This is a genomic window from Enterococcus sp. DIV0187 (assembly GCF_051713785.1).
Taxonomy (GTDB): domain Bacteria; phylum Bacillota; class Bacilli; order Lactobacillales; family Enterococcaceae; genus Enterococcus_A; species Enterococcus_A avium.
On the sequence record NZ_JBIOQO010000001.1, the window covers coordinates 2,375,194 to 2,397,717 of the forward strand.

Genomic DNA, 22,524 nt, shown 5'->3' on the forward strand with positions numbered 1-22,524 from the left:
CAAGCACTAGCGCAGCGGTTATTGGGTAGAAAAAGTAAAAAAACTACTCTCCAAAACTGAAAGAGTAGTTCTAAAAATCATTTATTGTTTATTGACGGGCATCAAGGCGCATCGCTGGGATCGGCGGGACATACAGGATTTTTCTTAGGGGATATTAACGGTAACGCATTGCACTGTACCTACTCAAAAGGCTGTCAGAATATCGCCGTGACCAAAGCGATAGGCTGGATGGGGGATTATTCCGGCTTACCTGTACGCTATTTTCGACTAAAAAATACGAGTGTTAGCGGGCCTCACGAAAATATTGGTCAGCAACGAATGCTCGCCATCGATGGCTCATGGGGACCTGCTACTACGAGACGTCTGCAAGAAGTACTGAATTGCAGCATCAAAGATGGCATCATCAGCGGACAAATCAGAAATCGTGCGAATCAATCTATTCCCTCGGTTCAATTTGGACACGGCGGTTCGAACATGATCCGTGCACTGCAATCAATATTAAAAGTTGCAATAGATGGCAACTTTGGACCCGCTACCTGCCTTGCCCTGCAACAAAAAATGGGCACGATTCAGGACGGAATCATCAGTTCCGAATCTGATTGTGTTAAAGCCATGCAGCGAAGATTGAATGATGGGATATTTTAATGTGATCTTCAAAGGTTAAAAGGATGTGTACGGGAAATTGCGTACACATCCTTATGTTTCTCTAACAGGCTTGGAAGGAATAAAGTGTTTACAACAAGGTCATTCGCAGCTCATTAAACTAAGCTATTCTAATTTTCTCTCAATTATTTATGTAGTTAATATTCTATCTGCTATTCTGGCTTAGACTTTCCGGTAATCATTCTTCATTTTCTAAAATGAAGTTCTAATTATCCCTTGAGACTCAATTTCTTTAATCTTCGCTAATTAGACGCTAAAAATAGCCGACTTATCTTCCACTTCCAATAGACACTTCTACTTCTTTAGATTTGAGCAGGTGTTCAAAACGCTCCTTCTTTCGTGAAAGATATTCTCTTTGCTCTTTTATATCAGTTAATTTCTTAATAAGCTGATTATCAAGATTATCTAAAAAAATAATTTTTTCTCTTAGTTCCGATGCAGTAACTTCTTTTTCATTAAAAAGAAAATCCTTTATCTCTTTTATAGAAGCCCCCATATTTCTTAGATGAATAACTTTACCAATTTCTTCTAGGTCATCATCTGAATAGGAACGAGTTCCATTGCTGTCACGGTGGATATTGACCAAAAGCCCTTCACTTTCATAATACCTCAACGTATTTTTAGAAACCCCATATTTTCCTGCTACTTCAGTGATTGTGTACATCTGAATCCCTCTCTTCAAGTTTAATAGTTGTGTCAGTTTAGCATGGATACGAGATTAATCCAATAAAATTCTTTTGCAAAAAATGAAAGTTCGAGTCCCCTATCCGGTAGATTAAAAAAAATTTTCGAAAAAGCCTTGCGTTCATGTTACACGAACCTGCTATTATCTACCTGTTACAATTTTAAAAAAAAAACAGGAGGTAATTTCAATGAGTAAAAAACAAAAATTAGCCTTAATAACAGGGGCAAATCGCGGAATGGGATTTGAAATGGCAAAAGAAATAGGAAAAAAAGGGCATCGTATCCTATTAGGAGCTAGAAATGAAGAAAGTGAAAAAAATGCAGTTAAACAGCTCGAAGAATTGCATATTGATGCAGATTTTATTCAAATAGATGTATCTAATCATAGTTCAATTTTGCAAGCAGCTGAGACGATTAAGCAGCGATATGGCTATTTAAGTATTTTAATAAATAATGCAGGAATTTCTCTCGATAATTTTCGTACACCAACACAATTAGACTTAGATACTATAAGAAAAGATTTTGAAGTTAATTTCTTTGGTTTAATTGATGTAACACAAACAATGTTGCCATTACTTGAGCAAACCGATGATGCTAAAATTTTAAATATTTCTAGTGAGATGGGTTCCTTAACAGCGGCTACGTCAGTTAATTCGCCACTTTATAATGCAAGTGCTGCTGGGTATCAATCATCTAAAGCTGCTGTCAATATGTACACTATTAAACTAGCAAAAGAATTATCAGAGCGAACTGATTCGATCATAACAGTAAATGCCATTGATCCTGGCATGGTTGCTACAGATTTTGGTGGTGGAACCGCTGAAGATGCAAAAAAACATGGTGCCAAAAGTATTGAAGAAGGCATTGCAAGAGCTGTGGAGCTTGCTATTTCAAATGAAAATAAAATTACTGGTACATTCAGTAATACTAGTGGAACTGTAGCATGGTAAAAACTGATTTATATAAATCAGTAAGTCAAATGAAGGAGCCTACGTAATGAAAAATAAAAAATACAATAATCTTATAAACGGTCAGTTACAAGGAGCAGCAGAATACCTGAGCATTTTTTCTCCTATCGATGGAAGCCTAATTGGTGAAACACCATCAATGTCACAAAAGGATATAGATGGTGTCATGGAAGCAGCAAAAGCAGCTCAACCTAGTTGGGAAAAAATCCCCCGAAAGGAAAAAGCAAAACTATTATACAAAACAGCAGATCTATTGGAGCAACATGTTGATGAAATCGCTGAGATAATGATGTGGGAAATTGCAAAGAGCTTAAAAGATGCGAAGAATGAAATAATCCGTACAGCAGATTTACTTCGTTATACAGCAGATATTGGTGTGGAATCAACTGGAGAGATTATTTCAGGTGGTTCTTTTGATTCAACGGCTGAAAACAAGCATGCTTTTATTACACGCAAAGCAATGGGCGTGGTTTTAGCCATTGCCTCATTTAACTATCCTGTAAATTTAGCTGCTTCGAAAATTGGTCCTGCGCTTATGGGCGGAAATGCTGTCGTTGTAAAACCAGCATCACAAGGAGCTATTAGTACTCTATCACTAATCAAAGCCTTTATTGATGCAGGGATTCCAGCTGGGGTAGTCAATAGTGTTACTGGTAAAGGGAGTATAATTGGTGATTACATCGTTACACATTCACTTGTAAATTTTATCAACTTCACCGGTAGCACTAAAGTCGGCGAACACATTGGAAAATTAGCAGGTATTAAGCCGATACTTTGTGAACTTGGTGGTAAAGACGCTGCTCTCGTCTTACCTGATGCCGATTTAGATTTAACTGCCAAAGAAATTGTCGCTGGGGCTTTTAGTTACTCAGGTCAACGATGCACAGCCATTAAGCGTGTATTAGTAACATCAGAAAATGCAGATAAGTTAACAAACAAGCTACAAAAAATCGTTAAAGAATTATCCGTTGGAATGCCTCAAGATAATCCTACAATTGTACCTGTTATTAATAATGCTGCTGTCGAGCAAACAAGGCTCTTAGATGAAGATGCGATTAAAAAGGGTGCTACGGCTATTCTGCCATTAAAAATAGAGAAAAATCTGGTTTATCCTACCTTACTTGATCATGTAACAGGTGATATGGACCTTGCTTGGGTTGAACCATTCTCCCCAATTTTGCCTATTATACATGTACAATCAGTTGAGGAAATGATTGAGGTGGCAAATGCATCTGAATATGGATTACAGTCCTCTGTCTTTTCAAATGATTTACAACAAGCTCAAAAGGTTTCTAACGCTTTAGATGTCGGAACTGTTCAAATTAACAACCGTACACAAAGAGGTCCAGATAATTTCCCATTTTTAGGTATAAAAAAATCGGGTATTGGCATTCAAGGCATCAAATATAGTATAGAAAGTATGACTCAAATGAAGTCGATTGTTGTTGATATGTAAACAACTGCAAAGTTGCCAAAAAGAGAGCTTAGCAGCTAAATTGGGGTATTTTTTAGTTGAGTACTCCCAGTAGGTAGAATACCTTAACAACTTGTAGATCTAGAAAAAATATTCTTATCTATAGGCAAAGCTAAATAGATTCAACACTATGGTAAGTAAATGAGGTCCTTTCCAATACGTACAGAAAGTTTATCATTAACTGATTAGGCACTATAGTTTGCTTTGAATATGATTTCCGTATCTTTTATTGTGTAGTTCTTTATACATATTAATAGAGTAATTCAAGAAAAACCTAAATGACATTTGCTTGTTATTTAGGTTTTTTCATGTTTTAAATAGTCTTTTCTTTTATAGAACTATTTTTAACTGTTCAACAGCCAATAATTAACTAGTCTATCAGAACTACTTATAGAATCTTTCCTGAGTTTTTCAGTAAAAACAATGTCGGAAGTTGTGTTCCTACTTAGGTGGCAATGAACAATGATGATATTGGATGATTTATATAGTATTTCGGGTTTCAAAATGTCTCTAGGTACTGCGATTGCTTGGTTAATCGTACCAATAGAAGTTAAATTAAAAAATGTTGACTCCTTTTTCGTATTCAACTCAACGACATAAAGATGTTCTCAACCCTTCTCTTTCAAATAAGGTTCAAAAAGCTCATAGGCCAGCCGCATGCTGGTAATTCTTTTCTTTTTCTCGTCACCGATCTGCAATAATCTATCCTTCCGATTCATTTTTATCTATTAAATGTGCTATAAAGCCTATCATACCGCGGAAAAATAAAAAAATATCATCATTTATGGTACGGCTCTGGGTATCGTAAGTGAATGATATTTACGATAATATTTAATGGAACGTAAAAAAGAGCAGTGTTTAAAAAGCTCCAGCTAATTTACTAAACTGCTCAATATTAGTACACTTTAAATTATCTTATAGTATTGCTACAAGTTCGTCTTTGTCTTCTTTACTTATTCGTTTCAAATCCATCAAGTTATATAATTGAGCGCCTAACCCTATCGGAGCCACTATCGATGGATTAATCTGAGTAATGTCTATTATAATTTGGCCTGACATATGCAAAATTCCCATTCTAATCAAATCATATATATCTTGTAATAATGAAATTTGTTCATATCCTTTAATTCCACATTCCTGATAGTTTTTTTCTGGTATCTCTACATTTGCAGGCAAATTTTTCTTAAAATCCTTAATTGGAAAATTCATTGATTCTAGATTTTCTAAAAAATTTTTGTCTTGTAAAAAGCTAAAAATATCAAAGCCCGTTTCACCTTTCATGTGATTTTGTGCGAATAGAGAAATCAGTTTTATTTGTCTATAAGAAGTTCTCTCTCCTATTTCCAATAATTTATTAGCCTCATCTTTAGAAATAGTGTCGTCGAAAAGAATACCTGCAAATAGATAGCCTAAAAACATTAATTTCATTTCATCATATTCTTTTTGAGCAATAATCAATGTATGTTCAAATACTTCTTCAGCTGCATTTCTATTTCCCTGATAATCCTCAAAGAAATTATCTTGCCTCATTTCTTTTCCTTCATCAAAAAGTTCTTTCATTCTAATTGTTGCAAACGTTGCTGTTTTCACAACTTTTCTTTCTTCTATTGGAGCCAACTGACGGCTTTTCATTTCTTCACTGATAATATTGAATGTGTCTTCGATTTTACTTCCAACAACGGTTCCAATTACAGCGCTAGCGGCTCCATCCCCAGTAATTCTGTACGACGAGTATGCTCCTATCCCACTTCCTAAAAGTCGTACACCTTCTGTCAGAAGCCATAATTTCTTTTTCATATTGAAATATCCTTTTCCTTCTCCACAAAAATTTTATATGAACAAATTTTACCAACAAATAGACAAATTGTTCCAAGAGTCGTGAAAAAAAGAGTGATTTTTTCAGCGGTATCAATTTGCATATTTGAATACTCAACATGTTCTTCCATTTCTGAAATTGTATTAGAATTGTGAGACCTTTCAGTCGGCTCATCTAGGTGTTGATTTCGCTCTATATGATTAAGTCGAATTTCAATTTTTCTCAAAGATTCTTTTATCACATACAGATCACTGTTATTAAATTGATCCAATATACTAGAATTGATAGTAAAAAACAAAACTGCACTCATTACTAAAAATAACTCACCAGTCAAAGTAATTAACCTAGCCTTATTTTCATTAACTTGAATAAGCTTAAACATAAAGTAAACTATTACTAAACTTATGGTTGTTATTAGAAGAGCCAAAATAAAAATAATGTACATTTCCTTCTCCATCGCTTAAAGTCTTAATTTATTATTTGTCTCTTTCTTCAAGAAAGACTAAACCTTTTATTAGTCATAAGTTCCCAAACTTTCATGATTATAGATAGCTTAAACATTTGATATCTCTCCAATAAAACTTGTAAAAATGGAGTTGATTGCATCAATCTGCACATCTATTTGTGATAAAAACAAGTCTGGTTCCATATCAGAGCTAGCCTTTATTAGTTCATTGATTATATTGTTAGTATAATCAATCTTACTAGCATCGATATCTGAAATGCTGTAATGAAAGATATTATTTCTCAAAGGACTGTCCTTAGGAAACAATCTGTTTTTCTCTTTAAATATTTCGGATATATCTATCAAATCAAAATTTCCAGACGATAATAAGGTATTTTCTACACTTCCCAAAATCGACACTACTGAAAGATAATTAATAAGCTTAATCCTTAAATAAAATTCGGACGTAACAGGAATAAAATTGGGAAGTAATTTGTCCACAAAATTCAGCTGACACTGCGACACAAACACCATTAATTGAATAAATTTATCTTCACTAGACGTAAAAATATCTCTTCGTTTATCATCACTAAAATAATATTCCTTTGTATCTATACAAATCTCAGAAGTCCGTTCTTTAGCAATGTATTCTGAGATATCTATCTTAAAACTTTCTTCAAAACCTGTTGCTACAGTAGAAATATATGCACCAACATCTCGAGAAAAGTTTTTTAGCTGTTCACCCATGTGTTTTACATATCCCTCAAACGTATTTTCATTATTGTTCTCATCTAACAGGAAGTCCACCCAAAAAAGAGTCTGTTGAAATGTATTTGCAATGGGGAAACCATTATAAAAGGAGACACCAAAATCTTTTTGACCAAAAACTTTAATGTATATCTTTTGGAGTGCACCATAGTCCATTCGTAAAACTTTGTTATTGGAGTCTATAATTTTACTCAGAATATTAATTTTTTTCCTTAGTCTTTTCTTATCGGAAAGAAGCTTCATACCAATTCTGTTTCTCTTTAACATCTTAATAAAATCACAATTTACTATCTCTTCAATTTCGTTAATTGGAAAAATCACTGAATCTAAGCCTATGCATAAATTTGAGTAATAGGGGAAAAGATTCATGTGTATAGCAGCCTGTGATTCTGTTGGTGCAAATTGTACCTGTAACATACATGCCTTAACTTGGCTTGCTTCGCGCATTATTTCTAGTTGTGAAAGCATCATTAATTTTTCTGACATATCAGATACTCTCCAATCGAACTATATTTCATCTATATTTTATTCCTTCTGATACTAATTCCAGTAAATCTAACTCTTCGCTGATCCTTATTGTATAAAGTAATAGTACAGTTAACAATTTTAAATAGTACATTTTTGCTTCAGAAGCGTTCTTTTTTGTTGCTCTCCCATGAGTAATTTTATTTCTAATTGCCATAGAATTACCAAACTTTTTATCATCCATATAGTAAGAAATCATATCTGCTTCCTGTTCAGAAAATAGTGTGTCGCCATACCTAACATCATCATTCTCATATAATTTATTAATAGACTCAACTACCTCAGTAGGACAATAAAGGAGGTTCATGTAGCCTGAACTCCAAATATGAAGTAGACAATTAATCATAATTTCATCTCTAAAATACAACTGATTAGCAATACTTACTCCTAAAACTTTTTCTTCAATTAGCTTTTCAATGGTAGGAAGTTGATACTTATTAAAATCACTTTTTGCAGCTCCTTTAATGATTCTGATGAAGAATTTTTTTTCATCTTTTTCTGAGTCAGCAGCTAATATAGATTGATTCGAAAATAGGAGATTAGCGAGTTTTACAATTCGTTCAGATTTAAAATAGCAAAACTTTTTTGTGCTAAAAGATTCTAAATTTTGATAACTCTTACCTTTTGATCCTATTGCATAAAGTTCTTCGTCAATTTCTCCTTCTTCTCGAAGTAGTTCATATTGCTTTAAAACACCATCCATTTCGGGTATAAGTGCCTTACATCTTTCGTAATAAGATACATTCTTTGATGACGGGCTGAAGAAAAAACCTGACTGATTGTAATCCTCTTCAATATATTCGCTGTAAAATGATCCAAAAATTTCTTCTAGATCCTTCCCCTGATATTGCAAAAAGTCGAAATACGCTAGAAAGACTAAATCCCACATATTATCTGTAGTTTTTTGTGAAAATCCCCGTCTATAACCATATCTTGATTTTGGTTGTAATAGTTCTAAAAGACCTTCAGATTCATAGCCCGATTGAGCATAACTAAAACCATCAAATGGATTATAAAAACCAAAAAAATAGATATAATTCATTAGGATAGTTCGATTATCCAAATTATTCAGCAACCATTTCTTATTGAAAGTTAATTTGAAACTAAAAGCTCCCTTATCCTCAAATTTAAAATCCGATTCCATTTGTTCTGAAAATTCTACTTCCATTTTGGTAGTATGACCAGTATTCTCGCTAAATAATTTAGTGAGATTCTCTTTCTTTACTTTGTTAGCTAATAGTTTAGTCTTATCGCGAATCTTATACTCTTGTTTTTCACTCCAATTACAAATTCTTTCTAAATAATTACTATTGTTATCCGAAAGCTCACAGTATCTCCTAGCCCAATCATTAATCTCTTCCTCCGTAAATCCAGAAGGAAAATTAAAAACCGGGGGGATAGTTGAGTCAAAGTAGTTAATGAATAGTTCAAAATATCTTGGGGTCTTTAGTAAGTAATCCCTCAATACTGAAGAATATTTTTTTACTATTGACTCATGTTGTAGCATTAACATAGGAGTAACTTGCGTCTCTTCAATAAATGTTTTAAATACAGGAATTGTGGTCCGCTTTATCAACCCAAATCTGACAAACAATTGCCAAAAATCTTTGTAATATAAATTTTCCAAAGAATTATAATCGTTAATCGCATCAGAGTCTAATTGATATTTTGAATAAAACCTTCCTAAAATAGTAGAGGTTTCCGTATTAAAAATATTAAATGAATTATTCTCATCCATCCAAGAATTTGATTCAATCATTTGCCTAATATTAAATACCTCAATAATATCCTCCAACGTCATATTTGACTCAAGATCAATGTGATTAATGTATTCAAGAATTTCCTTTTGATTTTTATTTGCATACCCATTTCCATAATACTTAATACGCTCCACTATGCTCACTTCCACCAGATTAATTGATTCTCTACTAACTTCGTCCTATATTTAATGATAACCGATCTCACAATATAATACATATTGTACCCAAAAAATATTTATCGTTAACAGCATCATACATGAATCGATAACAGCTCACATAACTACTTAAAAAATATTCCGACTTCCTATGCATTGAAAGATTTTAACAGGAACAATGATTGGCTGAAACAAACTAGAATTGGGTATAATTCTGATATTCCTGCTGCTTTGAAAGTTTTTAACATTATTTATAATTATGATAACAACCAACTTAATGAGTAGCATGAGAGTTCTTATGGATCGATTTTTTTCATTCAATTGTTACGCCCCTCCATAACAATCACCCTAGCTACATAGAATAGCTAGGGTTTCGTTACGGAACAAACTAATTACATAGCGAGTTGTTAGACAATCAACGTAAATGGACGATTAAGCACAAATAAGGCTGTATCCATAGGATTGGATACAGCCTCTTGGTATATTTGGTTTAGTTGTTGGATGACATTTTCGTCAAACCTCATGGTAATTCTGACATCTTCTTTGTTCAATGGATCAAACTCTACCTTCTCGATAAAGGAACGATAGACTTGTTTGATTACCGCTTTCTCTGCATGCTCTAGCATCTCATTTAAAGCCTTCAATATTTTCTCGACATCAGTAACTTCTACTAGTTGATCTTGATGCTCTAAAACTGAAAGTATCTCCCGTTCTCGCTGCTTAGAAAAAATCAACTGTTCAGTCAATTCTTCCTTTCTTTGGTTGATATCCTCACTGAACTCATTTGCAATGGCCTCAAATTGCTTCCAGCTTTCAAGCTTCTCACTAATATCTTGGATAGTTGTTTCAAGCACTGCTAATTCTTGTTCCAAAGGTTTGATTTCTTCACGAATTCTTGCATTGATTTCCCTCACTAGCACATCTAAAAATCCAGGTACAGTAATAATTTCAACTAATCTATCAGCCACAAACTTTTCAATAAAATCAGCGCGAATAGAATTAGCACTACACCCCGAACCAGCCTTCCCTTTTCTTCTGAAATTCGCACATGAATAATAGCGGATTTTCTTCTTCGTGCCATCTTTCAAGGTGTTTGTTACATTGGATGCTGCAGTAGGACCAGAGCAGCGGGGACATTTTAGAATACCCGTGAGAAGATTCTCTCCCCTATGATTCCATTTAGGTTGGATCGATTCTGTTTCCAATCGTTCTTTGACCTTTTCGAAAAGTTCTTTTTCTATGATTGCTTCGTGAATAGAATCTGTAACAATCACGTCATTGCTCAAACCACGTCGGCGTTTTTTCTTCCACTGTCGATACTTTCCGTATTGAATAACGCCGCCATACTTTTGATTTTTCAAGATCGTTTTGATTGAATCGGCACTAAAGCTGTTTCCTTTAACAGTTTTAACACCACGTTTGTTAAGATCGTTAGCTATTGCTAGATAGCCCTTTCCTGATGCAAATGCAGAGAAGATGTATTTTATGATCTCCGCTTCTTCTGGAACAATAAACAAAGTTTTCCTTCCCTGCTCGTCTATGCCACTCTTATATCCCAGCATTTTTCCGCCAGTGAACCGACCTTCTTTTGCTAACGTGTTCATACCCTCAGCAGTTAGCTCACTTCCTCGTTCTCTTTCGAACTGTGCTACAATCGCAAACAGGTTTCTCGTCAGATTTCCAGATGAACCTTCTTCATTTAACTGTTCCGTAATACTGATTAATTCAATATTGTAGCTTTCTAGCGTGCTGACAATTAATAGAAAATCTTCTAAATCACGACTTGCTCTTGAAACGGAATAGATTACAACGGCATCAAACAGGCCTTTTGCAGCATCCTCTAGTAATTGAAGCATTCCTAAGCGATGATCGATATCCGCTCCCGATATTCCACCATCCACATAGGTTTGACCGAAAATATAACCTAAACTCTCAGCTTTTTCCTTAATCTCCGTCTCTTGCGTCACTAGGCTGATGCCTAATTTTTGTTGGCGTTCAGTTGATACACGCACATATCCTACAGCAACTTTCACTCCAAGCTTTCGGCGTTGTTGTCGGTTAAGTAGTTGTGGTTGAGTAGGCGATAATTTACTTTCTTTCATTTTCTTCACTCCATTCTAGTAGGTTGTGCTCTGGTAATTTAGTAAGATAAAGTTCTTGAACCTCATTCAAATCAGACAATCGGATCTGTTCAATCAATTGAAAGAAAAACGTATCTGGTACACTGCTGTCCGTAACGAATAAACCTTTGACTTCGCTCACCGTAATAGTTGAGCGATTGTTAGTCAGCACTTTTTCTCCATTCAATTGTGATAGTTGCTGCGTAAATTCTTTCGCATCAATACGTTGCCCTTCGTACTGTAAGAACAGTTTTTTCTTTCGGCGTTGAAGATATTCTTGTTGTTTTTCTTCCTGCTTCTGCTTGGATGCTTGCTGACGCTTTATTTGGCGAAGAAGTTGATCTAAAAACTTTACATTGGACAAAAAAGTTTTTGTTGTCTGTAAAACCGTCTCTTCCAAATGATCTGCTGACCAACGGATAGCCAATTTCTTTTCACGATGAATGGGATTCGCACACTCATAATAACGCCTTATTTTTCCTTTTTTGCTTTCGTAGGTATGCACTCCTATATGCCACCCACATGAGCAAAATAATTTCCTTCTTAAAGGATACTGAGCATCATGTTTCTTAGGCTGTTGTCGTTGTTTACGGATTTTCTGAACCCGTTCAAACGCTTCGAGTGAAATAATCGGTTGATGATTGCCTTTGTAAGTGGTACTTCCTTTTCCTAAAAATCCTGCATAGGTTTGATTTTTCAGTATTCTAGAAATATCTAGATCTAAAAAGGATCTTCCATATATAGTTAATCCTTTCTCGGTTAGTACTTGGCAAATTTTCTTGTATCCCAAACCAGAAAGATAGAGGTCAAATATGTCTTTCACAACGTCACTTTCTGCAGGAACGAGAATCAATTTTTCTTTCGTATAGGTATATCCAAAAGGGGCACTCCCAATCGGTTTTCCTTCTTTTCTTCGTCGATCACTATTACGTAAAGCATGTTGCCGACTCGTCTCTAAATGTGCTTGGGCCACTGCACCTAGCGAATAGATATAAAATGTACGTGTTGAGCGTGACATTGTATCAGGGATTTTTTCTTTCACCGAATGAACGGTAATAGCATGTTGATCAAATAGATTGAGTAAATAGTTTAAGTCGGTTATTTCTCTGGTCAGCCGATCGTAACTAGGAACGAACAAATGACCATGATCCAGTACATCTGAGCGAATCCAGTTTAGTAATACCTTCATTTTTGGGCGATTCAAATTTCGTGCAGATTGTCCTTTTTCCAATAAGAAATTCTCCTTCGGAATGATCAAGTTGGACTTTTTTGCTTCTGTTTCGCACAGACCTTTTTGAGATTGTAAGGATACTTTTCCCTTTTTCCAATCAGAGCTTCTACAATAAGCGACGTTCATCCTGGTTCCCTCCTAACAAAAAAGAGGACGATCTGTCCCCTTTTCATGTTTGTTCTATGGTTGTAAGTAGTACATTAGCCCTTTGGCCAATTCCTTTGCCAAAGGTTCAAACTGTTGGGTATACTCCTCATCTAGTGGAAGATGATGGCTGTTTTCTGTGTTCATTTAATCACCACTTTCTATTTAACTGGCACGACTCTCCAAGTCTTTTGAATGTGTCCGTTTATTGTTTCACGTTTACCATAGTTCTTCAGCAATCCCTTTTTCTTTAGGCTATTTAGTGTTGCACCTATGCTTGCTGGGTTAATACCAATAACGTTTGCTGAACTGTAAATCTGCTCTGTAGTGAAGGGATTCTCCCCATACACCCTATACACATATTCATAGACTTTTTGATCATTTGTTTTTTTCATTTAATTACCGCCTTTACAGTTATTTTGATTACTTGATACTGGAAAACCTGTTGAATGCATTACTCGCTTTCGTCATCTGTACTTGTCGATTCTTCAACGACCGAGGTCAAAACAGAGGTTTGTTTCGTTTGTTCACTTGCGATCCGCTCCTTTGTTGCTTCGTAAACATCCCAGAAAAGATCCGTTGTCCACCAAACCCGAACAGGCTTTTTCATTTTTTCGGATTCCTTAGGACTAAGTTCCCGATTGTCCAAATAACCGGATTTCTTTTTGGCATAGTAATAGCTACTGATATCGGAATCTGTTAATCCATGCTCGTTTTTCAGCTGATCGTTGATTATCGTTGGCAAATATTCAAGATTTGGTTGTTCTGCGTAATTCGCAATTACTTCGTGTACGCGCCAAGATATAGAATTTGGGTTAAGCGTTCTCACTGTTCGTGGAGACGTTTTCGCTGCCATCGTTTCTTCCCATCCTTTTATTTTTGCTCCAATCGTATCACTAGAGGATTGATTATCGATTGGTGTTTCTTTTTTGACAACAGGAATATCATTTACTGTATCCTCGTTGCCTTGAATATTTGCATCACTAAGACTCTTTGCTATGTCTGTCTTAATTTCTGATTGTTTGTCCTCATTGAACATTCCTGGTTTCTTAATGACTACCATTTACATCAGCCTTCTTTCTTTTATAGTTATTATTGATTTACGCCTTTCTTAGCTAAGCGATCCGCGACTAGATTGAATGGATCATTCGCATGTGCTTTTACTTTCTTAAAATGAACAGTGATTTTTTCTACTTTTTGGCCTATAAGGTATACATATGATTGAGCAATTGCGCTCCTTGCCGCCCATGTACCATCAGCCCATTTTTCTATTCCCTCATAGTCGTAGCAAATGCAGACCTCAGCGTATCCTTTGTATTCTGCGTAATTTAAAGCCTGCAATACAGCAACAAGCTCTCCACCGATTTGACGACTACTTAAATAACTAGGATTACTCCCAGAACCATATTTGTAGTAGCCTTGCTTACCATCTATAACAGTCACAAAGCTCCATCCATACTGGTTCTTTTTAGGATTATAAGAACCATCAGTATAAAACTTGATATGTGAGTTTTTCTTTTTCTTCATAACAAATTCCCTTCCGTATTCAATATAGAACTGATCTTGAAAGCTCTGGAATCCGTCATTCAAGATCAGCAAAGATTAAAGATAAATACCCCATTGTGGTTCTGTTTCTTCTAAGGATCTAAAGTTGTCCGGATCATCATAATCAATCATCTAGGGTTACACCCCCTCTTGTTTCGGGCGAGTCAAGTCCATACAAGGTTTGCCGCCGAACATAGGATAGATAATCTAAGTACCATTTTGCCAATGGTTGACGTCTTACTTCAGAACGCTTATGAATACTTGATCGAAACTGAATATTTGCCTCAAGAACATCTGCGATAAACTCCGAAAACGTATCTGGCTGACCCAACAAAGCGGCCATCACTCTTGTCCCCCAGAGATTACGGAAACGAAGTTCTAATCGAAACCAGCATGAATCACTGTCAGACTCTAACTGCTTGTCATAGACGATGATATACAGATCACTCGTACGTCTGCCAAAGTAAATACTATCGCCTGTAACCTCAGCTGTTTTAACGTGATACTCCTTAATCGTTCTGCTTACCCTAAAGCGAGAAGTCACTAGTCGTTTCTTTAGGTAGCTTTCAGCACGAGTAGGAGATAACGTTTCTTTAGTGTAACTATCTATCGCTATATCCATTCGTTTGATCGAATAACGTTCAATCGAAACATGCTTAGCTATCATCGTTAGTTGTTGGAAAAAGTTTCGCCAAGAGTGATCTGCCTGCTCTTCCAAGAAACGACATCCAGCAGAACGAATTTCCAGCAGTACCACTGGTTTTGTTCCCTTGTTTTCGTAATGAATAAATATCACGCCATTGGTAAGCGCACTTTGGAAGCCGCGCATATTGCTATCCACTACTTTAAAATCATCAATTAAATGATCAAACAGATAGCCGCACACATCCGAAACACTTGCACATACAAATGAAATCATGATGTAATCAATAGTCATAAGTAACTCCTCCAGTGAGACTGTCACCCCCGATACTACTAGTATTACTAGTCACTCTCGGGGTAACATTTTTAGCGCGGCTTTCCTTTTCCACTACTAAAAATTGTCAACATTTCCGGCGTCAGGAACATTGATCCAAGGAAACTGCACTACCTGTAAAGGAAACAGATCTCGATACAATGTGTAAACTCGACCGTCTTTTGTGACTTTTTGGTGAAAGAAAACGATACAGACAGTCCCTATGAGCTGATCGAGGTCAAAGCTTTTCGCCCCACTATTTCCTGCTGGTTGTCCAAAAGCTGTCAAACATGCTCCAACTGCTTCACCTACTGAATAATTAAAGCCTTGACCCAATCCCTTTTTGGAAATTTCAATCCGAGAGTTCTGCAAAATCATGTTGCCTGTGTCATCTAGCTCATCGCCTGTGATGAAAAGTTTTCTCCCATCGCTACTGTGTGTGACTTGCTTGATTTTTATTATTCTCGGCAAAACTTCCGCGCTTTGCCCGCTGTAAATGTAATTCGGCATTCAAAATCATTCCTTTTTTTATTGAAAAATAGTACTAATTTTCAATTCAATCGCTCAATCCTCTGTGAACAGAATTGAGCGTGATATTCATTTTTATCAGTTTTAATTGATGATGAAAATTTTTTAATAATGTAGTAGCTTGATTTAGTTTGAAACTACATATAATCTTCTAAATCACTAATAGCTTTTCGAAACTTATTTATAAAAGGCCTATTCGCTGAAAATTCTTGGAGACTGTAGATTTTCCAAAAGTTTAAAAACTCAGTATTTCTTTCATTAGAAATGAAAATGGATCCCTTTCCCGGCGTATTACAAAAAAGAATGCATAGTCTATCGTACGATGTCACCTCTATTAATTCCTGAAAATCATTGATCGCCAGACTATCCTTTTCACACATTGAGTTGGTTTTTTCAGTTAGCTTGTCAAAAAAAACGTCTCCATCTGATTCACATAGAACTTCATCTACAAATAAATCACGCTCGTACGCATACTTAATCGTTTGATGATAAAATTCTGATGGACAATAATCCTTTGGAACCATTAGATGAAAGGCATTTTGTCCGTTCTTTTTCTCACTTTTCGGCATTGGGCTTCCAATCTCCAATAATTGATTCTTTCCAACAACCCACTCATACTCAGAATCATGACCATTTTGAATGAAATAAAAATCTCCTGGTTCCGATCCAAATACATCATAAAAATCGTTATCTGGATTTAGTTGTTCCTCTGGGGGGAACTCCTTAGCGAGTATGATTTCTCCTTCATCACAGGAAACCTCAATGTTTTCGACCCCATACTCATCTGCCGGATAAAGCTCTGCAAGTTTTTCTAAAGCATTTTTTACTTGTTCTACTTCTGTTGGAATGACATAATTGGTGGTTCGATTCACAAATTCAGCCCGATAATTTTCTCCTTCAACAATAATCACATCCGGTGTGATAACAGCCTTCGAAAAGGACTGAAAGAAATTTTTCTTTAAATCGGTTTTTACTTTTGGAATCTTACCACTCATAATAATCGTTTCCATGGACCAAAGTGTTTCAGATTCTGGATCGCTATTCTGCTTGCACATTTCTTCTAAAAAATCGTTCATTATTTTTCCTCCTAGGCTTTTTCTAAGAAAAAGTGTAAATATTTACCTGACAATGTCTCTATACAGATACTGTTTCATCTCAGTTGTCAATGATCTAAACGCATCAAACCTATTTTCTATTAGCAAATTCTTTCAACTAGTTTTCATCATGTAGATTTGCTAATGTAAAAATTAAATTTCCCTTAATTAATTTCCAAGCCTCAGACCCCTATAATCATCATGACCTTGTTATTCAATAACCTGATTCAGATAGCTGAAAATTTAACTCCAATAAGTTTCAATATTGAACACTTTTTATGGATTCTAAGTTTAAAAAAAACGAATTTATTGAAAGCGCTTACCAAAGGGCTTATTTCACTTTTGACGATCCAGATGTCTTCAATTAAGATGAATCCACAGCGGTCAGACAAATCTTACTTGTTGATCAATCGCAACGTTGCTATCAACAAAATCAATGATAAATGATTGGTCTTAAACGTTATATGTATTGATTAGATTGTTTCACTACAAAATGCGATTTGGTGCTTAAAAAAAATTTTTAGGAGGATTAATTATGACGTTACCATTGCAGAACAACGAAGATCTTATTTCATACACAGAAATTTTACGTGAACTAGTGCTACAAACGTTCCACGAAACAAGCGATATTGACGCAAAAATTGCTGAGCTTAAAAATAAACGTGATTTGAATAAGTTTACCAAAGTCATTTCCGATAAAAATCTGAAAAAAAAATTGGATAAAATCACAAAAAGCTGCGATGATAAAGGAAAAACTCCTTACTTTGACAGAAGTACATCCAAAGAGTTTATTAAGTTTATTTCACTTTATGAAAACGATATTGACACACCTAAGATCGCTTCGTATAAAAAATTTAGGAGCGGTAAAATTGGGGAAATGACCAATTCTGAGTGGTTTGATGTTTTCGATGCATTTTCAGTCCAATTAGGAAAAAGCCTAGGTACTGATGATGAAAAAAATGGGGCATTTACTGCTTTCATTGACGCCTTCAATCTATATGTACAACATTTGGAATGGAAAATCAGAACAGAATTGAAAGAAAAAGAAAACAGCCTTTTTGAAAGGGTAAGCCAATTGCCAAAAGATAGACATGAAGAAATCGCTCAGTTTTGGTTTAATCAGTTCGATGCTTATTTGTCTACTATTGAAACGGAAATCGATAAGTTCGAGCAAAAGAATGGTACTGAAAAATTAATCGCAGAACCCAAACTGAAACAGCAAGAATTTGAAGATGAACTATCTGAAATTCTAGATAGTTCCTACGGTAGAGCTTTTGTGGCGAATTACCCAATCGACAATTTTGAATTTTCTACAAAAGATCTACAACTTTATTATGGTGCTAAAACCATGGATGAAATTGACTGGTATGATTTTGATGAAAACTTTGACTCCTCTTCAACTGATTAATAAGTAACTCATCCACCCGTGAAAACGGGTGGCTTTTTAACACCTCTAGAAGAGGTCACTGCTCGCGTACTCCATAAATGGAGCTTTTTAAAAGACCGCCAACCGCTCATCGCTCGCTACTTTATTTCTTTTTCTTCATTTTAAATGGATCGACGTATTCTCTTTTACTTATGCTATCTCGATTTCGATCCTCTGCTTCTTGTTCTCTTTTATATTTTGCAATTGTTTTCTGATTTAACCCTACTGTACTTACATAATAGCCTTTCGACCAAAAACTCTTATTCCCATATTTATACACTAAGTTTCCATGCTGCTCATGGATAAGCGTGGCGCTTCTTCCTTTTAAGAATCCCATGAAACTTGAAATGCTTATTTTCGGTGGCACTCTAACTAACATATGAATATGATCTGGCATGGCATGTGCTTCTATGATTTCTACCGACTGTGTGATAAACTTTTGTCGTCATTTGATGACATAGAAAAACTCCTTTCGATAGTATGAGCGGTTGGTAGCCACTTATTAGTATATCGAAAGGAGTTTTTATCGCTAAAGCTATCTCGTCCACGCGTAGAAACGCGCGGTTTTCTTGTTTCACTCGCTAACGCGAGCGAAACTGACTAAAGTCATTAATAAAAAGAACTTGGGCATCGCTTGTCAAAGCGGATGTCCAAGTTCAAAGTCTGCTAATTCTGACTGATCTGGCAGTTAATTTTATTTATTAATCATATTTTTCCGCCGTTTGATTCGCATCTCCATTATAGTTCTTGCTGCATTCCGTTCAGCCATATCATTTCCAGAGTCCACAATTCGCATCAATTCTTCATTCGAGAGCTTATTCAGTCGATTCATTAAATCAGAATTGGTTGACCGCTTGTTACTTTCACTTGACCAATACAGGCCAACAACTGCTAGTAGAGCCGCCCCAATCGCCAATGGTATATGGTACCATTTAAAATCTGTGTCTAACTTTTGATTGATCCATGGCAACATCTTTTTCACAAATAAATAGCCCAGAACACCCACTATAACCAAAAGCAATAACAAGTTACCGAGTCCACTTCCATTATTAGTTTCTTCGTACATTTTCATACCCCATTTCTTTCATCATTTTTTTGTTGCTTTATATCGGTTATGTACGGAGGATATTCCGTCTCGTTAACCTCGTCTACTTTTTCATTCTTGATTTCTCTCAGCATTCTTTCTACAGAGCGTTGGCTATACCCGTAACGTCTTGCTAGCTCTTGCTTGTTGTATCCAGTGTACTCATTCCGAAGCACTTCCAACATATAGGATCGTGAGATCAACCGGATTGGTAGATTCAACTGCATTCCACGATATTCCTTAAATAAGCTTAGTGTTGCATCTAATCCAATAACTTTTTCAAGCTCACGATACACCTTGTTCCATCCTTGAATATTGATCTCATTCATCTGCCCTCCTCCATTCAAACCATCTAGTAAAATAATAATAACCCTTCCAAAAAAGCATATCTTGCGTCTTTTTCTGCGACATTTATTTGCTTTTGTCGCAAGAGTTACTCTTTGGCATCAAACACTTTTGGATCAATAGCTGCCAATTTCCAGCCTTTCCTACAGGAGGGGTTCAAAGGATGTGACCAATTTCCAGTATTGGGATCTGTCAGCACCTTCGTCATTTTCTTCTGTTTCGCATTAAGCAAATTGTAAATCGCCTTAGTCTGTTCAATCGCAGTCGTATTGGACTGAATTACTGATCCCACTGCAAAAATGATCGTATCTACCCCTTTTTGAGAGAGTGCCGTACTTAAGGTCTCCATCGTGTTCTCGTCCGTTCCTTTAGACGCGAATGAAGATGCCGTTGTTAATTCTGTGGAACTAAACAGATTAACGGCTAGGAAACCAGAGTAGTTCCCAAGCTTTCGAATATTTTGTTCTATTAGAAATAACGTCAAATCTGTAGTGAATGGTTCAACATCACTTGGTCTAATGGTTATCACGACTGCCAATGGACCAGTCTTTTCATCTTTTTTCGCGGATTCCCATTCTCGCCTAAAGACATATCGATGGGTACGTGTTTCCGAGTCTCGCCAAATTTCCGTTTTTACGATCTCCAATTTCTTCTCGATCATTGTGTTCACCCTCTCTATTGTTATCATTATTAAATAATTTGCGCATTAATCAACGTCACAATCACTGCTGTTGCGATCTTCGCAATCAATCTGAACCACTTCATCGTTGTCACCAATCCTTTCATTTTTCTCTAGTGCCAATAGGATGTCCTGTAGGCATTCAGCTATCGTTTTCCATATTTCAGGGCTAATCATAGGCGGCACCATTTAGATACCACTGAAGCTTTCCTTCTATTAATAACCCACAAGTAAGTTCGTGCTCACTGTTTATATCCGTCAGGAGGTACACCACGTAATCCTTTCCTGATTCTTGATCAACGTACACGTACAAATGAGTCATAACTAATACTGGTAACTCCATGTTGCTTACCTGAATAATTGCCAGGTCCAATTCTTCACGTTCAGCGGTAACCGATTCAAATCCCCAGTCTTTTTCAGTTGTTTCAATCCCCGTTTGTTCTTTTAGTATGTTGATTGCTTGATGTAACATTTCGATCCGTCCCCTCTGCAAAAAGAAAACCCTAATGACCAGTGATCGTCATTAGGGTTAATCTTCATTCTTTAAATAGCCTTGTTCCTTTAAAGAACTATACTTATCAGTCGAACAACCTATAATTAAATGGTCTACTAAATCAATCTGTAATAGTTTGCACGCTTTCCTGAGATTTTCAGAAAAAGCAATATCAGCGTAGCTAGCTGCAGTGTCACCGCTAGGATGGCAGTGTGCAACAATAATACTAGTTGAGTTTGCCAATATAGCTGGTTTCAAAATATCTCTAGGTACTGCAATTGCTTGGTTAATCGTACCTATTGATGTCAGATTCAAAAATGTTGGTTCCTTCTTCGTATTCAATCCAACGACATACAGGTGCTCTCGATCCTTCTCTTTTAAATAGGGGGCAAAAAGCTCATAAGCTAGTCGTGTATTGGTAATTCGCCTCGGGCCATATAAAAGTGATGATTCTTTTACTAGTTGTAAGGACACAACGTTTACTCGTTTTTGTGGTTCATTTTTCTTCATTAATAAGTCCTTCTTTCTATTAATTTTTGAAATTTCTTACTCTTGTACTTACTATGTGCGATCAATACTCTTCCGGTAACAACATAGTCTGATGTGTAAGATCATCAATCACCCACAGCTTTTTTATTTGGAAATTTGCTAAAGCATCCGTTATTCGACATTCATGATAATCAATAACGAATGGCTCTTCCTGCCGATGGATAATCGTGATCGTTCCCCTCTGTGCATCGCGATTAAACTCGAATATCTGTAGATTATCTAGCTGAACCTCTGCTTGTTTTACTTTGTCATCAATCAGCTGAAAACATCGTTGCTGTATTTCCTTTGGTACTTGTTCATTCACTCCTCTCGTGATGTAGCGATTTTCTTGTGTATTGAACACTGCTTAATCCTCCTTTTAAGGTACAAAAATAGCCCAATCACCGATTAAGATGATTAGGCTTCATAGTAATAATATATATTTGTAAATTGAGCTATCTCATTGAGAAACTGGAAGCAAAATTGCATAACTAAAAGTTATCCGAGACGCTTTTCTAAGGAATTATTCAATCAATTCCTGTAACTTTGCTTCTTCGTTCTAAAAGTAAAGTATCTCGCCAAGTATCCTCAAGCTTTCCAATTTTTTCTCTTCTACCAACAATTCGAAAACCATTCCGTTCATGTAGCTTTAAACTGGCTTCATTCTCAGGGAAAATACTCGCTTGAATCGTCCAAATACCATTTTCTTCACTAGCCTTAATTGCACTGATCATGAGAATACTGCCGATACCTTTACCACGTCTAGCCTTTTCTGCATAAATGCTAATTTCCACGACACCACTATAAACACATCTTGAAGATACAGGTGAAAACGAACTCCATCCAACTACATTATCATTTTCTACAGCTACAAAATTACCAAATGATGAATGCTCAGCTTGCCACTCTATGTAACTATTCGGTAAAGATGAAATAGTTGCAAAGGTAGCTTCACCGGATTTTATTCCTTCAATATAGATTCTTCGAATATCAAGCCAATCGCTTTCTACCATTTGTCTAATCTCTACAACCATTGGTTTCCTCCTTCGGTAAAAGAATTACAGATATTTCTATCCATAGACTATCCTAAATCG

At 35.9% G+C, this 22,524-nt stretch carries 25 protein-coding genes and 2 pseudogenes; 4 read left to right on the forward strand and 23 right to left on the reverse strand.

The features are described 5' to 3' along the window. Window positions 1-84 precede the first annotated feature (84 nt). Window positions 85-645 (forward strand): peptidoglycan amidohydrolase family protein, encoded by a 561-nt coding sequence (locus tag IGI52_RS11605; RefSeq protein ID WP_349720912.1) that lies wholly within the window; start codon window positions 85-87, stop codon window positions 643-645. A 286-nt stretch (window positions 646-931) separates the two neighbouring features. On the opposite strand, the gene IGI52_RS11610 is transcribed toward IGI52_RS11605, so the two are convergent. Next, the gene (locus IGI52_RS11610) at window positions 932-1,327 is read right to left on the reverse strand and encodes a MerR family transcriptional regulator (protein WP_311893098.1); all 396 of its coding nucleotides are present in this window, start codon (window positions 1,325-1,327) and stop codon (window positions 932-934) included. Window positions 1,328-1,535: 208 nt separating this feature from the next. Between IGI52_RS11610 and IGI52_RS11615 the strand changes: the two genes are divergently transcribed. Then, complete coding sequence (locus IGI52_RS11615) at window positions 1,536-2,297, forward strand: SDR family oxidoreductase (protein WP_311893097.1); 762 nt, start codon at window positions 1,536-1,538, stop codon at window positions 2,295-2,297. Window positions 2,298-2,343: 46 nt separating this feature from the next. Beyond that, a complete protein-coding gene (locus IGI52_RS11620; protein ID WP_438781366.1) occupies window positions 2,344-3,771 on the forward strand; it encodes an aldehyde dehydrogenase family protein in 1,428 nt (475 codons plus the stop codon). Between the two features lie 362 nt (window positions 3,772-4,133). On the opposite strand, the pseudogene IGI52_RS11625 reads toward IGI52_RS11620, so the two are convergent. The 13 genes and pseudogenes from IGI52_RS11625 to IGI52_RS11685 all read right to left on the reverse strand — a co-directional run. Then, a pseudogene (locus tag IGI52_RS11625) lies at window positions 4,134-4,385 on the reverse strand (JAB domain-containing protein); the annotation flags it as partial. Window positions 4,386-4,704: 319 nt separating this feature from the next. Then, window positions 4,705-5,586 (reverse strand): hypothetical protein, encoded by an 882-nt coding sequence (locus IGI52_RS11630; RefSeq protein WP_252654308.1) that lies wholly within the window; start codon window positions 5,584-5,586, stop codon window positions 4,705-4,707. Further along, window positions 5,583-6,050, reverse strand: a complete 468-nt coding sequence (locus tag IGI52_RS11635; RefSeq protein WP_252654309.1) for a hypothetical protein — start codon at window positions 6,048-6,050, stop codon at window positions 5,583-5,585. Before IGI52_RS11635 ends, IGI52_RS11630 begins: the two co-directional genes overlap by 4 nt. A gap of 108 nt (window positions 6,051-6,158) precedes the next feature. Beyond that, a complete protein-coding gene (locus IGI52_RS11640; RefSeq protein WP_252654310.1) occupies window positions 6,159-7,304 on the reverse strand; it encodes a hypothetical protein in 1,146 nt (381 codons plus the stop codon). Window positions 7,305-7,332: 28 nt separating this feature from the next. Further along, entirely contained in the window at window positions 7,333-9,237 is a 1,905-nt protein-coding gene (locus IGI52_RS11645) for a hypothetical protein (RefSeq protein WP_252654311.1), read from the reverse strand. A 428-nt stretch (window positions 9,238-9,665) separates the two neighbouring features. After that, complete coding sequence (locus IGI52_RS11650) at window positions 9,666-11,360, reverse strand: recombinase family protein (RefSeq protein ID WP_438781367.1); 1,695 nt, start codon at window positions 11,358-11,360, stop codon at window positions 9,666-9,668. Then, window positions 11,347-12,735, reverse strand: coding sequence for a recombinase family protein (locus IGI52_RS11655; protein ID WP_438781368.1), 1,389 nt, complete (start codon window positions 12,733-12,735; stop codon window positions 11,347-11,349). Before IGI52_RS11655 ends, IGI52_RS11650 begins: the two co-directional genes overlap by 14 nt. A 179-nt stretch (window positions 12,736-12,914) precedes the next feature. Then, on the reverse strand, window positions 12,915-13,148 hold the full coding sequence (locus IGI52_RS11660; RefSeq protein ID WP_438781370.1) for a hypothetical protein: 234 nt from the start codon (window positions 13,146-13,148) through the stop codon (window positions 12,915-12,917). 59 nt (window positions 13,149-13,207) lie between these two features. Then, a complete protein-coding gene (locus tag IGI52_RS11665; RefSeq protein WP_438781371.1) occupies window positions 13,208-13,816 on the reverse strand; it encodes a hypothetical protein in 609 nt (202 codons plus the stop codon). A gap of 29 nt (window positions 13,817-13,845) precedes the next feature. Then, window positions 13,846-14,280: an RNase H family protein gene (locus tag IGI52_RS11670; protein ID WP_438781372.1), complete on the reverse strand. Its 435-nt coding sequence runs from the start codon at window positions 14,278-14,280 to the stop codon at window positions 13,846-13,848. 142 nt (window positions 14,281-14,422) lie between these two features. After that, window positions 14,423-15,235, reverse strand: coding sequence for a replication initiation factor domain-containing protein (locus tag IGI52_RS11675; protein ID WP_438781373.1), 813 nt, complete (start codon window positions 15,233-15,235; stop codon window positions 14,423-14,425). A gap of 96 nt (window positions 15,236-15,331) precedes the next feature. Continuing rightward, a complete protein-coding gene (locus IGI52_RS11680; protein WP_438781375.1) occupies window positions 15,332-15,763 on the reverse strand; it encodes a hypothetical protein in 432 nt (143 codons plus the stop codon). A 155-nt stretch (window positions 15,764-15,918) separates the two neighbouring features. Then, window positions 15,919-16,857, reverse strand: a complete 939-nt coding sequence (locus IGI52_RS11685; protein WP_438781376.1) for a hypothetical protein — start codon at window positions 16,855-16,857, stop codon at window positions 15,919-15,921. 553 nt (window positions 16,858-17,410) lie between these two features. Between IGI52_RS11685 and IGI52_RS11690 the strand changes: the two genes are divergently transcribed. After that, complete coding sequence (locus tag IGI52_RS11690) at window positions 17,411-18,283, forward strand: hypothetical protein (RefSeq protein ID WP_270716743.1); 873 nt, start codon at window positions 17,411-17,413, stop codon at window positions 18,281-18,283. Between the two features lie 121 nt (window positions 18,284-18,404). Here the strand turns inward: IGI52_RS11690 and tnpA are convergent. The 9 genes and pseudogenes from tnpA to IGI52_RS11735 all read right to left on the reverse strand — a co-directional run. After that, a pseudogene (gene tnpA / locus IGI52_RS11695) lies at window positions 18,405-18,728 on the reverse strand (IS200/IS605 family transposase); the annotation flags it as partial. A gap of 267 nt (window positions 18,729-18,995) precedes the next feature. Continuing rightward, window positions 18,996-19,367, reverse strand: coding sequence for a hypothetical protein (locus IGI52_RS11700; RefSeq protein ID WP_270716745.1), 372 nt, complete (start codon window positions 19,365-19,367; stop codon window positions 18,996-18,998). Window positions 19,368-19,369: 2 nt separating this feature from the next. Further along, window positions 19,370-19,714, reverse strand: coding sequence for a Mor transcription activator family protein (locus IGI52_RS11705; protein ID WP_137439457.1), 345 nt, complete (start codon window positions 19,712-19,714; stop codon window positions 19,370-19,372). A 104-nt stretch (window positions 19,715-19,818) separates the two neighbouring features. Continuing rightward, window positions 19,819-20,391: a DUF1643 domain-containing protein gene (locus IGI52_RS11710; RefSeq protein WP_137439456.1), complete on the reverse strand. Its 573-nt coding sequence runs from the start codon at window positions 20,389-20,391 to the stop codon at window positions 19,819-19,821. A 45-nt stretch (window positions 20,392-20,436) separates the two neighbouring features. After that, window positions 20,437-20,586, reverse strand: coding sequence for a hypothetical protein (locus tag IGI52_RS11715; protein WP_216410781.1), 150 nt, complete (start codon window positions 20,584-20,586; stop codon window positions 20,437-20,439). Continuing rightward, window positions 20,579-20,881 (reverse strand): 4'-phosphopantetheinyl transferase, encoded by a 303-nt coding sequence (locus IGI52_RS11720; RefSeq protein ID WP_438781377.1) that lies wholly within the window; start codon window positions 20,879-20,881, stop codon window positions 20,579-20,581. The genes IGI52_RS11715 and IGI52_RS11720 overlap by 8 nt, the downstream gene beginning before the upstream one ends. Window positions 20,882-20,938: 57 nt before the next feature. After that, a complete protein-coding gene (locus IGI52_RS11725) occupies window positions 20,939-21,412 on the reverse strand; it encodes a JAB domain-containing protein (protein ID WP_438781378.1) in 474 nt (157 codons plus the stop codon). A gap of 61 nt (window positions 21,413-21,473) precedes the next feature. Continuing rightward, the gene (locus IGI52_RS11730; RefSeq protein ID WP_438781379.1) at window positions 21,474-21,794 is read right to left on the reverse strand and encodes a DUF960 family protein; all 321 of its coding nucleotides are present in this window, start codon (window positions 21,792-21,794) and stop codon (window positions 21,474-21,476) included. A 163-nt stretch (window positions 21,795-21,957) separates the two neighbouring features. Continuing rightward, window positions 21,958-22,464: a GNAT family N-acetyltransferase gene (locus IGI52_RS11735; protein ID WP_438781380.1), complete on the reverse strand. Its 507-nt coding sequence runs from the start codon at window positions 22,462-22,464 to the stop codon at window positions 21,958-21,960. Window positions 22,465-22,524: the final 60 nt, after the last annotated feature.

Bases quoted from the DNA above. Each gene is read 5' to 3' on its own strand.
- IGI52_RS11650 (WP_438781367.1), bottom strand. From the start codon at position 11,360: ATGAAAGAAAGTAAATTATCGCCTACTCAACCACAACTACTTAACCGA.
- IGI52_RS11640 (WP_252654310.1), bottom strand. From the start codon at position 7,304: ATGTCAGAAAAATTAATGATGCTTTCACAACTAGAAATAATGCGCGAA.
- IGI52_RS11620 (WP_438781366.1), top strand. From the start codon at position 2,344: ATGAAAAATAAAAAATACAATAATCTTATAAACGGTCAGTTACAAGGA.
- IGI52_RS11675 (WP_438781373.1), bottom strand. From the start codon at position 15,235: ATGACTATTGATTACATCATGATTTCATTTGTATGTGCAAGTGTTTCG.
- IGI52_RS11735 (WP_438781380.1), bottom strand. From the start codon at position 22,464: ATGGTTGTAGAGATTAGACAAATGGTAGAAAGCGATTGGCTTGATATT.
- IGI52_RS11680 (WP_438781375.1), bottom strand. From the start codon at position 15,763: ATGCCGAATTACATTTACAGCGGGCAAAGCGCGGAAGTTTTGCCGAGA.
- IGI52_RS11715 (WP_216410781.1), bottom strand. From the start codon at position 20,586: ATGATTAGCCCTGAAATATGGAAAACGATAGCTGAATGCCTACAGGAC.
- IGI52_RS11670 (WP_438781372.1), bottom strand. From the start codon at position 14,280: ATGAAGAAAAAGAAAAACTCACATATCAAGTTTTATACTGATGGTTCT.
- IGI52_RS11720 (WP_438781377.1), bottom strand. From the start codon at position 20,881: ATGTTACATCAAGCAATCAACATACTAAAAGAACAAACGGGGATTGAA.
- IGI52_RS11630 (WP_252654308.1), bottom strand. From the start codon at position 5,586: ATGAAAAAGAAATTATGGCTTCTGACAGAAGGTGTACGACTTTTAGGA.
- IGI52_RS11615 (WP_311893097.1), top strand. From the start codon at position 1,536: ATGAGTAAAAAACAAAAATTAGCCTTAATAACAGGGGCAAATCGCGGA.
- IGI52_RS11635 (WP_252654309.1), bottom strand. From the start codon at position 6,050: ATGTACATTATTTTTATTTTGGCTCTTCTAATAACAACCATAAGTTTA.
- IGI52_RS11685 (WP_438781376.1), bottom strand. From the start codon at position 16,857: ATGAACGATTTTTTAGAAGAAATGTGCAAGCAGAATAGCGATCCAGAA.
- IGI52_RS11725 (WP_438781378.1), bottom strand. From the start codon at position 21,412: ATGAAGAAAAATGAACCACAAAAACGAGTAAACGTTGTGTCCTTACAA.
- IGI52_RS11705 (WP_137439457.1), bottom strand. From the start codon at position 19,714: ATGAATGAGATCAATATTCAAGGATGGAACAAGGTGTATCGTGAGCTT.
- IGI52_RS11710 (WP_137439456.1), bottom strand. From the start codon at position 20,391: ATGATCGAGAAGAAATTGGAGATCGTAAAAACGGAAATTTGGCGAGAC.
- IGI52_RS11655 (WP_438781368.1), bottom strand. From the start codon at position 12,735: ATGAACGTCGCTTATTGTAGAAGCTCTGATTGGAAAAAGGGAAAAGTA.
- IGI52_RS11700 (WP_270716745.1), bottom strand. From the start codon at position 19,367: ATGTACGAAGAAACTAATAATGGAAGTGGACTCGGTAACTTGTTATTG.
- IGI52_RS11660 (WP_438781370.1), bottom strand. From the start codon at position 13,148: ATGAAAAAAACAAATGATCAAAAAGTCTATGAATATGTGTATAGGGTG.
- IGI52_RS11665 (WP_438781371.1), bottom strand. From the start codon at position 13,816: ATGGTAGTCATTAAGAAACCAGGAATGTTCAATGAGGACAAACAATCA.
- IGI52_RS11690 (WP_270716743.1), top strand. From the start codon at position 17,411: ATGACGTTACCATTGCAGAACAACGAAGATCTTATTTCATACACAGAA.
- IGI52_RS11610 (WP_311893098.1), bottom strand. From the start codon at position 1,327: ATGTACACAATCACTGAAGTAGCAGGAAAATATGGGGTTTCTAAAAAT.